The organism is Sphingomonas sp. AC449 (assembly GCF_979253475.1).
The window spans coordinates 148,710-160,989 of record NZ_CEEDCZ010000001.1; the positions used below are offsets into that span (position 1 = coordinate 148,710).

Annotated in this window: 13 protein-coding genes; all 13 read left to right on the forward strand. The window is 67.5% G+C overall.

What is annotated here, in order from left to right:
- Nucleotides 1-64 precede the first annotated feature (64 nt).
- Nucleotides 65-3,253 (forward strand): YdbH domain-containing protein, encoded by a 3,189-nt coding sequence (locus AC0CH3_RS00720; RefSeq protein WP_354301351.1) that lies wholly within the window; start codon nt 65-67, stop codon nt 3,251-3,253.
- A gap of 44 nt (nt 3,254-3,297) precedes the next feature.
- Complete coding sequence (locus AC0CH3_RS00725) at nt 3,298-3,477, forward strand: YnbE family lipoprotein (protein ID WP_082445295.1); 180 nt, start codon at nt 3,298-3,300, stop codon at nt 3,475-3,477.
- 1 nt (nt 3,478) lies between these two features.
- Complete coding sequence (locus AC0CH3_RS00730) at nt 3,479-3,859, forward strand: YdbL family probable chaperone protein (RefSeq protein ID WP_056016319.1); 381 nt, start codon at nt 3,479-3,481, stop codon at nt 3,857-3,859.
- A 264-nt stretch (nt 3,860-4,123) separates the two neighbouring features.
- Entirely contained in the window at nt 4,124-4,444 is a 321-nt protein-coding gene (locus tag AC0CH3_RS00735) for an AtpZ/AtpI family protein (protein ID WP_354301353.1), read from the forward strand.
- Between the two features lie 70 nt (nt 4,445-4,514).
- On the forward strand, nt 4,515-5,273 hold the full coding sequence (locus tag AC0CH3_RS00740) for a F0F1 ATP synthase subunit A (RefSeq protein ID WP_056018773.1): 759 nt from the start codon (nt 4,515-4,517) through the stop codon (nt 5,271-5,273).
- Nucleotides 5,274-5,315: 42 nt separating this feature from the next.
- Entirely contained in the window at nt 5,316-5,543 is a 228-nt protein-coding gene (locus AC0CH3_RS00745; protein WP_055873230.1) for a F0F1 ATP synthase subunit C, read from the forward strand.
- A gap of 58 nt (nt 5,544-5,601) precedes the next feature.
- On the forward strand, nt 5,602-6,096 hold the full coding sequence (locus tag AC0CH3_RS00750) for a F0F1 ATP synthase subunit B family protein (RefSeq protein ID WP_056016314.1): 495 nt from the start codon (nt 5,602-5,604) through the stop codon (nt 6,094-6,096).
- Entirely contained in the window at nt 6,089-6,733 is a 645-nt protein-coding gene (locus AC0CH3_RS00755; protein ID WP_465237458.1) for a F0F1 ATP synthase subunit B family protein, read from the forward strand. Before AC0CH3_RS00750 ends, AC0CH3_RS00755 begins: the two co-directional genes overlap by 8 nt.
- Before the next feature lie 152 nt (nt 6,734-6,885).
- A complete protein-coding gene (locus AC0CH3_RS00760; protein WP_056016307.1) occupies nt 6,886-7,206 on the forward strand; it encodes a DMT family transporter in 321 nt (106 codons plus the stop codon).
- A 300-nt stretch (nt 7,207-7,506) separates the two neighbouring features.
- The gene (uvrC, locus tag AC0CH3_RS00765) at nt 7,507-9,432 is read left to right on the forward strand and encodes an excinuclease ABC subunit UvrC (protein ID WP_465237459.1); all 1,926 of its coding nucleotides are present in this window, start codon (nt 7,507-7,509) and stop codon (nt 9,430-9,432) included.
- 104 nt (nt 9,433-9,536) lie between these two features.
- Nucleotides 9,537-10,505: a polysaccharide deacetylase family protein gene (locus AC0CH3_RS00770; protein ID WP_354301361.1), complete on the forward strand. Its 969-nt coding sequence runs from the start codon at nt 9,537-9,539 to the stop codon at nt 10,503-10,505.
- On the forward strand, nt 10,505-11,431 hold the full coding sequence (locus AC0CH3_RS00775) for a GNAT family N-acetyltransferase (RefSeq protein WP_354301363.1): 927 nt from the start codon (nt 10,505-10,507) through the stop codon (nt 11,429-11,431). Before AC0CH3_RS00770 ends, AC0CH3_RS00775 begins: the two co-directional genes overlap by 1 nt.
- 102 nt (nt 11,432-11,533) lie before the next feature.
- Entirely contained in the window at nt 11,534-12,265 is a 732-nt protein-coding gene (recO, locus tag AC0CH3_RS00780; RefSeq protein WP_354301365.1) for a DNA repair protein RecO, read from the forward strand.
- Nucleotides 12,266-12,280: the final 15 nt, after the last annotated feature.

Consider the following 12,280-nt stretch of genomic DNA (forward strand, 5'->3'; position numbering starts at 1 on the left):
GCAATTGCATGACGTCGCCGGGCATGCCTATGCAATGCGCCACGAAGCGTTGCGGAGTAAGGCGTTGAGCGAAGCGAGCGAGACAGGGGCCGACCCTTCCCGGTCGATGTCCGCTCGTGGTGGCCGGCGCAATGGCCGCCGTCGGCGGATCGCGCGGCTGATCGCGCTGGCGATAGTTCTTGCCCTGGTCGCGCTGTGGCTGGTGCGCAAGCCGATCGCCGAGGGGTTCATCGACCGCGAGCTCGCGCGTGCGGGCGTTCCAGCACAATACGACATCGCCGATCTCGCGCTCGGCGGGCAGCGACTGACCAATGTCGTACTCGGCGATCCGGCAAACCCCGACTTGGTGGCGGACTGGGTCGAGACGCGCACGGGGATCGGATTGTCGGGACCGTATCTCGATGCGGTGCGCGCGGGGCATGTGCGGTTACGCGGCCGGCTGGTCGACGGGCGGGTGTCGCTTGGCGCGATCGACCGGTTGCTGCCCGCGCCGTCGGGCAAGCCGTTTGCCTTGCCCGCGCTCGACGCGACCGTCGACGATGCGCGGATCCGGCTGGAGACGCCGTACGGACTGGTTGGGCTGAAGCTTGCCGGCGCGGGGCGGCTGGACGACGGGTTTCGTGGCTCGCTCGCCGCGGTGAGCGAGCGTGTGACGGTAAGGGGATGTACGGGCGACCGGCTTGCCGCCACGATGCGCGTGCGGATCGACGCGGCCAGGCCGATCCTGCGCGGGCCGGTCCGGCTGGCGCGGCTGGCGTGCGGCACGTCGCAGGCAGCGGCCGTCGCCGCCAATCTCGACCTGACGCTCGGTGCCGCGCTCGATCGGTGGCAGGGGCGGGCCGTGCTGGCGACCGGGCCGGGACAGACGCCCGGCGCGACGATCGGCGGAGCGCACGGGGTCGTCGAGTTCGCGGGGAATGCCGCGGCAACGGCGGGCAAGGTGGATCTTGCTGCCGACACGGTACGGCTGCGTGACGCCCGTGCACGACGCGTTTCAGCCGCGGGATCCTACCGCATTGGCGAGCTTGTCGCGTTCGACGGACGCATCCGCTCGGCTGGCACCGCGATCGTCGATCGTCGACTGGCCGGTATCGCCGCGCTGGCAGGGTCGGCCGCGGGGACGCCGGTCGCTCCGCTCGTCGATGCGGCGGTTGTCGCGGTGACCCGCGCCGCAAAGGGGTTCGCCGCGGATGCGGTGGTCGCGCTGCAGATCCGCGGTGGGCGCGGCGAAGCGACGCTGTCGCGACTCGCGCTCGCGTCGGCAAGTGGCGCGCGGATCGCACTTAGTGGCGGAGACGGGATCACGCTTGGCGTGCCCGCGGGAGGCGTACGGCTCGGCACGACGCTCACGACTCGGGGCGGTGGTCTGCCCGAGACTCGCGTGTCGATCACGCAGGCACGGCCGGGCGCGCCGATCCGAGGGGTCGCGCAGATGGCGCCCTATGCGGCGAACGGCGCCCGGCTGGCGCTGACGCCGGTGCGGTTCAGCGCCACGCCCGGCGGGGCTACCGCGATCACGACGCAGGTGACGCTCGACGGGCCGATCGGCACCGGGCGGGACCGCGTCGAGGGGCTGTCGATACCGATCGATGCGCGGTGGGACGGTCGCGCGCGCCTCGTCGTCAACACCGGCTGCGTGCCGCTCGCGGTGCAGCGGCTCGCGGTGTCGGGGCTCGTGCTCGACCCCACGCGATTGTCGCTGTGCCCGATCGATGCGGCGCTGTTGCGCGTCGAAGGCGGACGCGTGTCCGGTGGCGCGCGGATCGCGGCGGCGTCGCTGAAGGGGCGGCTGGGCAGCACGCCGCTGACCCTGGCTGCGGCGGGTGCGACCATCAGGCTGGCGGATCGGGATTTTGCGATCGACGGCGTGCAGACCCGCATCGGCACGCCGGAGCGTGTCACGCGGCTCGACTTCGGGACCGTCACGGGCCGGACCACGGCGCAGGGCATCGCAGGCGCGTTCGCCGACGGGTCGGGGCAGATCGCGAACGTGCCGTTGCTGCTCGGCGAAGCCGCGGGCGACTGGACGCTGGTCGGCGGGGCGTTGAGGCTGAACGGTACGATGGGCGTCAGCGATGCGGCAGGCAGCGCGCGGTTCAAGCCGGTCGCCGCGCGCGGCGTGACATTGTCGCTGATCGGCGGGACGATCACCGCGGCGGGGACGCTGTTCGAACCGGTCAGCAGCACCAAGGTCGCCGACGTCACGCTGGTGCATGCGCTCGGCACGGGCACCGGGCGCGCCGACCTGTCGGTGCCCGGCATCACCTTCGCCAAGGACACGCTGCAACCCGACGCGCTCACCCCGCTGACCTTCGGCGTGATTGCCGACGTCAACGGATCGGTCAGCGGCGAGGGGCACATCGCGTGGAATGCAGGCGGCGTTACCAGCACGGGCATCTTCCGGACCGCCGGCACCGACCTTGCCGCCGCGTTCGGTCCGGTCACCGGGATCGCGACTGAGATCCGCTTCACCGACCTGCTCAACCTCCAGAGCGCGCCGGGGCAGGTGGCGACGATCGCGACGCTCAACCCCGGCATCCCGGTCAGCGACGGTACGATCCGCTACCAGACGCTGCCCGGTGCGCGCGTACGGGTCGAAGGCGGGGCATGGCCGTTCGCCGGCGGATCGCTGACGCTCGATCCCACCTTGCTCGATTTTTCCGCGGCATCCGAGCGACGGATGACGTTCCATATCGCCAACATGGCCGCGGACCAGTTCCTCCAGCAGTTCGATTTCAAGAATCTTGACGCGACGGGGATCTTCGACGGTGTGCTGCCGATGATCTTTGACGAAAGCGGCGGGCGGATCGAGGGTGGTGACCTGCGCGTGCGGCCGGGCGGGGGGACACTCGCCTATGTCGGCGATCTCAGCCAGAAGGACCTCGGCATCTGGGCGAACATCGCGTTCCAGGCGCTGAAATCGCTGCGATACCAGTCGCTGCGGGTCGGCATGAACGGGCCGCTGGCGGGCGAGATGGTCACCGACGTGCGCTTTGCCGGGATCAGCCAGGGCGAGGGGGCGAAATCGAACTTCATCGTCCGCCGCCTGCAGCGGCTGCCCTTCGTCTTCAACATCCGGATCAAGGCGCCGTTTCGCGGGCTGCTCGATTCGGCGCAGAGCTTCTATGATCCCAAACGGCTGATCCAGCGCAACCTGCCCGCATTGTTGCAGCAGCAGGCCGCCCCGCCGCCCCCGACCCAAGCTCCAATACCGCCAACCATTCAGCCGCCCGAAAGCAGGATCGTGCCATGACCGAAACAGGATTGAAGAAGCGGATGCAAAGGCCGATCTTGCGGATGATGACGAGGACGATCGCGATTATCGGGCTGACCGCCGCCCTGCCGGGCTGCATCAACGTGTCGGCCCCCGACAAGCCGATCGAGATCAACCTCAACATCAACGTGACGCAGGAAGTGGTCTATCGTCTCGATGGCGAGGCGAAGTCGCTGATCCAGCAGAACCCGGGGATATTCTAAGATGAAGACCAAGGTCATGATGATGGTTGCCGCAGCGGTGGCTCTCGGCGGCCTTTCGGTGGCCGCCTCGGCGCAGCGCGATCCGGCCTATGCCGCGGCGCGCGCGGGCGGCGAGGTCGGCGAGCAGCCCGACGGCTATCTGGGGCTGGTCGGCGCGGCGAGCGGCGATCTGCGCGCGCTGGTCAACAACATCAACATCCAGCGCAAGTCGGCGTATACTGCCAAGGCGCAGGCGAGCGGCGCGACGGTCGAGCAGCTGGCGTTCACCAGCGGGTGCAACCTGATCGCGGGGACCAACCCGGGCGAGAAGTACAAGACGCCGGGTGGTGTCTGGAAGACGCGCACCGCCGCCGCGCCGGAGCGTGATTCGCGCTGCGTCTGAGGGCACCGGCGTGAGGCCATCGGTCATCCTGGGCTCGACCCAGGATCCAGAGCCACGCCTGGTCCGCCCGCGGCTCTGGATCCTGACTTTCGTCAGGATGACGGATGCGAGAAGGTGTTACGCGCCGCTCGGCGACCACATTGATGACGATACTGTCACACCGGTTGACTTGAGCAAGCCTGTTTTCTAAACGGACCGCGCCTTGGCGGGATCGCTCGTCGCTGCGTATATCTCCCCGGTGTCGTATCAGGTGGAGAGCATATCGTGGCGGAGATCGAACCCGGACAGGACCCCTACGGTGTTGAAGATCCGCGACTTTCCGCGCTCGATGAGCGATTGAGGGAGGTCAAGGCTCGGGAGGCGCTTAAGACGGGGCAGGGAGGACCGGATGCCGAGCGGGGCTACTCGCAGGGCAATCGCGTCATCTCCGCGCTGATCGGGAGTCTTGTTGGCAGTGCGCTGATCGGCTGGTTGATTGACCGCTGGTTCGGTACTGACCCCTGGGGGCTGATCGTGTTGCTGTTCCTCGGGATAGCGGTCGCGTTCAGGCAGATCATTCGAATTTCAGGCGAACGCCCGGAGTAACCGGGCGTTTGTCGTTTCAAGACGGCAGGGATTCCACGTGGCGGCAGAACAGGGCGGCAAGATCGATCCGATGCACCAGTTCCTGATCGAGCCGGCGTTCGGCTCGCACTGGATCGTAGGTGGTTACGACCTGTCCTTCACCAATTCCGCGATGTGGATGGTGGTGACGCTGGTCGCACTTTGGGCCTTCATGATCGGCGGGATGAAGCGCGAGCTCGTCCCCGGTCGCTGGCAGGCCGCGGTCGAAGGCTTTACGGGCTTCATCTCGGGCATGCTCGAGCAGAATGTCGGCCCGGGCGGCAAGCGCTTCGTGCCGTATGTCTTCTCGCTGTTCATGTTCATCCTGTTCGCGAACATCATCGGCCTGCTGCCGTTCGGTATCGTCCCCGGCGTCCACCCGTTCACGGTGACGAGCCACATGACGGTGACCGGCGTGCTGGCGCTGATCAGCTTCGGGATCGTCCTGCTCGTCGGCTTCGGCAAGCATGGCTTTCACTTCTTCTCGCTGTTCGTGCCGAGCGGCACGCCGGCGCTGATGATCCCGCTGATCTTCGTGGTCGAGCTGATGTCGTTCCTCGTGCGTCCGTTCTCGCTCGGCCTGCGACTGTTCGTGGCGATGACCGCGGGGCATATTCTGCTCAAGGTGCTCGCGGCGTTCGTGATCAACGGCATCAACCTGGGCGGCGTCTATATCGGTCTGGTGACCGCGCCGAGCATGCTGCTGATGATCGGCATCACGCTGCTCGAGCTGCTGGTCGCCGCGATCCAGGCCTATGTGTTCGCGCTGCTGACGTCGGTCTATCTGAACGACGCCGTGAACCTTCACTAAGTTTCTTCTCAACGTTACTGATTTTCCAAGGGAGTTTTCGACATGGACGCACAAGCAGCAAAGATGATCGGTGCCGGCCTCGCAGCGATCGGCATGGGCCTCGCCGCACTCGGCGTGGGTAACGTCTTCGCACAGTTCCTCGCCGGCGCGCTGCGCAACCCGGGCGCTGCAGACAGCCAGCAGGGCCGTCTGTTCATCGGTTTCGCCGCAGCAGAGCTTCTCGGCCTGCTCGCGTTCGTGACGATGATCATCCTGGTGTTCGTCGCCTAACCACTCGCTGATCTGGCCGGGCGATACCCCGTCCGGCCGTATCACGAAGGACAGACCAATGCCCCAGATTGCCCAGATAGCCGCCACCTACGCCTCGCAGATCTTCTGGCTGCTCCTCACCTTCGGAATCCTGTATTTCGGGATCGGCAAGGGGATGGTGCCTAAGATCGTGTCCACCGTGGACGCGCGCGAAGGCCGGATCGCCGGCGATCTGGCGGCGGCGGTCGCTGCCCGTGCGCAGGCCGATACGGTCCAGGCGAACTGGCAGGCTGAAATGGACGCTGCCCGCGTTGCGGCGCAGGCGGAAACCGCGGCTGCTGCAAAACGGGCGGCTACCGCATTCGAGCAGCAGGTCCACGCGGCCGATGCCGAAATCGCCGAGCGTCTCGGGCATCACGATCTCGCCGTGGCGAACGCGAAGGCCGAGGCTCTCGCCAATCTTCAGGGTGTCGCGGCAGAAGCGGCACAGCAACTGGCCGCCAAGGTCGCTGGACTTCAGGTAAGCCTGGACTCGGCGAGCGACGCGGTACGCAGGACGATGGCTCATGGCTAATACCCCCGCCGCCACTTCGGCCGCGAATCCCGACGCTCCGGCTGAAGTGATATCCGCCGAGGGCATGGCGCCCGAAGGCGCGATCGACCAGCAGGGTATCCAGGGTCACACGACCGCCCCGGGCGGTGTCGAGCATGTCGTCGACCCGACCGCGCTCGGCATCAATTCGACCGGCTGGGTCGCGATCGCGATGATCGTCGTGCTCGTGCTGATGGTGTGGAAGAAGGTTCCGGGGATGATCGGGCGGATGCTCGACGCCCGGATTGCCGGGATCCGCACGCAGCTCGACGAGGCGACCGCGTTGCGCGCCGAAGCCGAGGCGATCCGGGCCGAATATGAGGCCAAGGCAAAGACGGCGCATGTCGAGGCCGAGGCGATGAAGGCGCACGCGCATCACGAGGCTGCGGCGATCATCGCCAAGGCCAAGGCTGGTGCCGAGGACCTGATGAACCGTCGCGCTAAGATGGCCGAGGACAAGATCGCCGCTGCCGAACGTGCAGCAGTCGCCGAGGTCCGCGCGCGTGCCGCCGATGCTGCGGCGAAGGCTGCCGGTATTCTGATCGCGGAGCACCACGACGCCGCGGCCGACCGCATGATGGTCGATCGCTCGATCTCCGGACTCAGCCGCCTGAACTGACGCTTCTCCTCTCCCCTCGGGGGAGAGGAAGGGGCCCGCTGCGAAGCAGTGGGTGAGGGCACGCGTCCCTCCCGCGCTACCATTTTTGACGGCCGTCTCTTCCCGGGTTTCCGGCGGCCGGGTCTCCAATCTGAGCCCGTTGGAGAACAATCATGTCCTGGCTTATCCTCGGCGTCGCCGTGATCACCGAAATTTGCTGGGCGCTCAGTCTGAAATGGGCGGCGACGATCGCCACGTGGCAGGCGTCGAGCGTCCCGATCGTCCTCAGCTTCGTCAACATGGGTCTGCTCGCACTCGCGATGCGCGGTCTCCCCGCGGGCACGGCGTACGCGATCTGGACCGGCGCGGGCGCGATTGGCGTGATCATCGGCGGCGTCATCCTGTTCGGCGACAAGGTCAGCGGCGTCCAGGCCTGCTTCATGGCGCTGACGGTGGTCGGCATCGTCGGCACCAAGGTGTTCGCGCAGGCCTGATGGTCTCTCGGCCCGCAGGGCATGAAGAAGCCTGATTCACGCGAAGGCGCGAAGGCGCGAAGAGAAGAATGGTTCACGCGGAGACGCGGAGACGCGGAGGTGTTGCGCTTTCGGCTGACGTACCACCCAGTCGCGGGCTGATGCGAGCCTTCGGCGATTTTGGGCGACCATCGCCACCCTAATCTTCTCTCCGCGGCTCCGCGTCTCCGCGTGAACCAAACTCCTTCTCGTCGCGCCTTCGCGTGACCATCACTGGCTTCGGCTGGCATAACCCCCTCGCACTCCCTAGATTCCACAGCGATGTCCTCCCCCAATTCCCCCGACCGGTTCAACGAAGACAAATCCACGTTCGCCGTGCGCGGTGGCGGTGAAGCGCCCGATCTTGCCGCAGGCGTTGCGGCGATCCGCAACGTGCTCGAGACGCTGCCGATCCGGCCCGGCGTCTACCGCATGCAGGATGCGCGTGGCGACGTGCTCTATGTCGGCAAGGCGCGCGCGCTTCGCAATCGCGTCGCCAACTACGTCCAGGTCCAGCGGCTGACCAAACGCCTCCAGCGGATGGTGTCGCAGACGCGGTCGATGACGATCGTCACGACCAACAACGAGGCCGAGGCGCTGCTGCTCGAATCGCAGCTCATCAAGCGCTATCGCCCCGCGTACAACGTGTTGCTGCGCGACGATAAGAGCTTCCCCTTCATCCTGCTGCGCGACGATCATGATTTTCCGCGCGTCCAGAAGCACCGCGGCGCCCGGCGCGCGAAGGGCAATTACTACGGCCCGTTTGCCAGCGCAGGATCGGTCAACAACACGCTCAACGCGCTCCAGAAGCTGTTCCTGCTGCGATCGTGCACCGACAGCTTCTTCAAGACGCGCGACCGGCCATGCCTGCTCTACCAGATCAAGCGCTGCTCCGCGCCGTGCGTCGGCCGGATCGACGAGGGCGCGTACAAGGAGCTGGTCGACGACGCGAAGAGCTTCCTCGCGGGCAAGTCGACCGGCGTGCAGGCCAAGCTCGGCGCGCAGATGCAGGCCGCGGCCGAAAACATGGACTTCGAACTCGCCGCGTTGCTGCGCGACCGGTTGAAGGCGCTGACGTTCATTCAGGGTACGCAGGCGATCAACGCGGAAGGGGTGGGCGACGCGGACATCTTCGCGATGGCGTGCAAGGACGGGCTGATCGGCATCCAGGCGTTCTTCATCCGCGGCGGCCAGAATTGGGGGCATCGCAGCTTCTTCCCGCAGCACACCAACGACGTGCCCGAGGACGAGGTGCTCACCAGCTTTCTCGGCCAGTTCTACGAGGACGTGCCGCCCGCCCGCCAGATCCTGCTCGACCGCGAGCTGCCCGAGGGTGCGCTGCTAGTCGAGGCGCTGGGCGAGCGCGCGGGCTACAAGGTCGCGCTTCAGGTCCCGCAGCGCGGCGATCGCCGCCGGCTGATGGATCAGGCCAAGCGCAACGCGATCGAGGCGATCGAGCGGCGCCAGGCGGAGTCGACGACTCAGGCGAAGCTGCTGCGCGAGGTCGCCGACCTGTTCGATCTCGCCGAGCCGCCGCAGCGGATCGAGATCTACGACAACAGCCATATCCAGGGCACCGCCGCGACCGGCGCGATGGTGGTCGCTGGCCCCGAGGGCTTCCGCAAGGGCCAGTATCGAAAGTTCAACATCAAGAACAAGGAGACCATCCCGGGCGACGATTTCGGGATGATGCGCGAGGTCTTCACGCGGCGCTTCGCCCGTGCGCAGGCCGAGGATCCCGATCGCGATTCGGGCGAATGGCCGGACCTGGTGCTGATCGACGGCGGCAAGGGGCAGCTCAACACGGTCAAGGCCGCGCTTGAGGAGATCGGCGTCGAGGACGTATGCCTCGTCGGGATCGCCAAGGGGCCGCAGCATGGCCGCGACGGGCGCGAGGTGTTCCATATGCTCGACGGCCGCGAGTTCCAGCTCCCCGTCAACGCGCCGGTGCTGTTCTATCTCCAGCGCTTGCGCGACGAGGTCCACCGCTTCGCGATCGGCGTCCACCGCGACAAGCGCAGCAAGGCGATCGGCGCGAGCCCGCTCGACGAGGTCCCCGGCATCGGCCCCGCGCGGAAAAAGGCGCTGCTGATGCATTTCGGCACCGGCCGCGCGGTCCGCAATGCGAGCCTGCAGGATCTGCAACAGGCGCCGGGCGTCTCGGCGGGGGTCGCGCAACAGGTGTACGACTTCTATCATTCCCGGTGAATGATGCTGTCATCCCCACGGCAATCCGCCCAAGTGCGACAGCAACGCGGCGTTTGGACGAAACTAGCAACTTAATCTTCATCATATATTGCTACACGTGATTAGTGACCACGGCCGCGTTCCTGACGATCGATACCGAGTTCGCCTGGCGGCATCATGCCGCGGGGCTGGACGTCGAGGAGATTTATGCACGGTCGCTCGAACCCGCCGGCGTCGGGCTTGGCTATCAACTGGCCGAGCTGGCGCGCCATGATCTGAAGGCGTGCTTCTTCGTCGATCCGATGCCTGCGCTCCTGTACGGGATCGAGCCGATCCGGCGGATGGTCTCGACGATCCGCGATGCGGGGCAGGAGGTGCAGCTGCATCTCCATCCGGCATGGACCGATGCGGTCGCAGGCGACGGCGGTCGCGGGCATGGCCGTTTCGATCTGTCCGACCATGACCGCGCGACGCAACGCGCGCTGATCGTCCGCGCCACGGAGCTGCTGGTCGCGGCCGGCGCACCGCACCCGATCGCGTTTCGCGCGGGCAGCTATGCCGCGAATGATCTCACGCTGGATGCGCTTGCCGAACTCGGCTTCGCCTATGACAGCAGCCATAACGGCGCGGTGTTCGGATCGAGCCACATCATGCTGCCCAAGCGCCAGATTGCCCCCATCGTGCCGCTACGCCTCGCGGGCACGGGGCTGGTGGAAATTCCCGTGACCGTCGTCGAGGATACGCCGGGGCGGTTGCGGACGCTGCAGCTTTGCGCGCTGTCGTCGGGGGAAAGTCGCCGCGCGCTCGAGCATGCGGTCGCGGCGGGGCATGTCGCGGTGACGATCGTCAGCCATGGTTTCGAGCTCGCGAATCGGCAGGGCAACCGCGCGAACGCCGTGCATGTCCGCCGGTTCGAAGCGCTCTGCGCCACGCTCGATGCGATGCGCGACGCGCTGCCGACCTGCCATTTCGGGGATCGACCGCCGCTGGCGCTGGGACAGGACGACCGGCCGCTCGCGCGCGATCCGATTCGCCGGGGGCTGCGTCAGGCGGAGCAGCTCTGGTCGAACTGGGTCGAAGAACGCGCGGGCTGATGACCGCTGCGGCCCCGGCGGTGGCTTCGACCGCTTCAATACAGCTGAAATTCCAGATCGGTGCGCGGACGGTGGCGGCGATCCCGAGGCGGCTCGTCCGGGTCGCGCTGTCGCTCGACGACGTCCTGAGGGACTGTCCGGTCTCGCTCGCGCCGCTGCCCGCGGATGCGCAAGGCTATGCGATCACCTCGCTGCCCGTGTCGCGGATCGGGGCGATCCGGGCGGGCGGGCTGCTCACCTTCGTGCGGCAGCGTTATGTGCGCTATCATACCGACCTGACGATCGGCGCGGAGGCATGGCTCGCGACGCTGTCGGGCAGTGCGCGGTCGGGGTTGAAGCGCAAGACGAAGAAGCTGGCGGCGCTGTCGGGCGGCACGCTCGACGTTCGCGCCTATCGCACCGCAGCCGAGTTCGCGATTTTTCATCCGCTCGCACGCGCCGTGTCGGCGACGACATATCAGGAGGCGCTGCTGGGGTCGGGGCTGCCCGACGGCACCGTGGCGATGGACCGTTTCCAGGCGCTCGCCGCGGAGGACCGGTTGCGCGCCTGGCTGTTGTTCGTTGAGGACAGGCCGGTCGCCTATCTGTGCTGCAGCGCGGATGGAGACACGCTGCGCTACGATCATGTCGGCCACGACCCGGCATGTAACGCGCTGTCGCCGGGTGCGGTGCTGCAGGTCGAGGCGATGCGCGCGCTGTTTGCGGATCGTTTCGCCCGGTTCGACTTCACCGAGGGGGAAGGGCAGCACAAACGGCAGTTCGCGACCGGGGGAACGGCGTGCGTCGACCTGTTGTTGTTGCGGCCGACGCTGGCGAACCGCACGATCATCGCGTCGCTGGGCGCGTTCGACGGGGCGGCCGGCTGGGCGAAGCGGACGTTATCCCACCCGCGGCTGGCGCGGGCGCTGCGCGCGGTACGGCGGTGATGATCGGCTGTGCCTCCCGATCGTGATCGGGAGATGTGGCCGCTGTGCCTGTTCTCCTATTCCGTACTCCCCCTTGCTGTGCGGGACGCGTAAGGATGGCGCATGCATCTTCGTGCGTCCGCCATCGTCGTCGCCGTTCGCCAGCACGGCGAGCATGGCGCGATCGTGCGCGCGTTGACGCGCGAGGACGGCGTGCAGCCGGGCTATGTCCGCGGCGGGCGGTCGCGGGCGATGCGGCCGGTGTTCATGGCAGCCAACGTGATCCAGGGCGAATGGCGCGCGCGGACCGGCGAGCAGCTTGCCGCGCTGACCGCGGAACTGATCCACAGCCGCGCGACGCTGCACGGCGAACCGCTCGCGGCGGGCGCGCTCGAATGGGCGACGGCGCTCGCGGCGGTCGCGCTCCCCGAGGCGCAGCCCTATCCGCATATCCACGATGCGCTCGACGGGGTGCTCGGGGCCATCGAGGCGGCGCCGACCGCGCGCGGCTGGGCAGCGGCGCTCGTGCGGTATGAATTGCTCGTGCTGGCGGAGCTCGGCTTCGGTCTCGATCTCGACCGGTGCGTCGCGAGCGGCGCGGTCGAGGATCTCGCGTTCGTCAGCCCCCGCAGCGGGGCGGCGGTATCGCGCGGCGCGGCGCACGGGTACGAGGCCAAGCTGCTCCCGCTGCCCGCGTTTCTCGTCACCGGCGGCGAGGCGGGATGGCCCGACATCTTCGACGGGCTGCGTCTGACCGAGCATTTCCTGACGCGCGATATCCTTGTCGAGCGCCGTGCCGAACCGCTCGCGGCGCGCGGCCGCCTTGTCGATCGGCTCAAAAGGGCGGTTGCGTGAGCGCGGCTTGCCCGG

Coding starts and splice junctions, on each gene's coding strand:
- recO (WP_354301365.1), top strand. CDS start 11,534: ATGCATCTTCGTGCGTCCGCCATCGTCGTCGCCGTTCGCCAGCACGGC.
- AC0CH3_RS00775 (WP_354301363.1), top strand. CDS start 10,505: ATGACCGCTGCGGCCCCGGCGGTGGCTTCGACCGCTTCAATACAGCTG.
- AC0CH3_RS00755 (WP_465237458.1), top strand. CDS start 6,089: ATGGCTAATACCCCCGCCGCCACTTCGGCCGCGAATCCCGACGCTCCG.
- AC0CH3_RS00745 (WP_055873230.1), top strand. CDS start 5,316: ATGGACGCACAAGCAGCAAAGATGATCGGTGCCGGCCTCGCAGCGATC.
- AC0CH3_RS00760 (WP_056016307.1), top strand. CDS start 6,886: ATGTCCTGGCTTATCCTCGGCGTCGCCGTGATCACCGAAATTTGCTGG.
- AC0CH3_RS00730 (WP_056016319.1), top strand. CDS start 3,479: ATGAAGACCAAGGTCATGATGATGGTTGCCGCAGCGGTGGCTCTCGGC.
- uvrC (WP_465237459.1), top strand. CDS start 7,507: ATGTCCTCCCCCAATTCCCCCGACCGGTTCAACGAAGACAAATCCACG.
- AC0CH3_RS00740 (WP_056018773.1), top strand. CDS start 4,515: ATGCACCAGTTCCTGATCGAGCCGGCGTTCGGCTCGCACTGGATCGTA.
- AC0CH3_RS00725 (WP_082445295.1), top strand. CDS start 3,298: ATGATGACGAGGACGATCGCGATTATCGGGCTGACCGCCGCCCTGCCG.
- AC0CH3_RS00750 (WP_056016314.1), top strand. CDS start 5,602: ATGCCCCAGATTGCCCAGATAGCCGCCACCTACGCCTCGCAGATCTTC.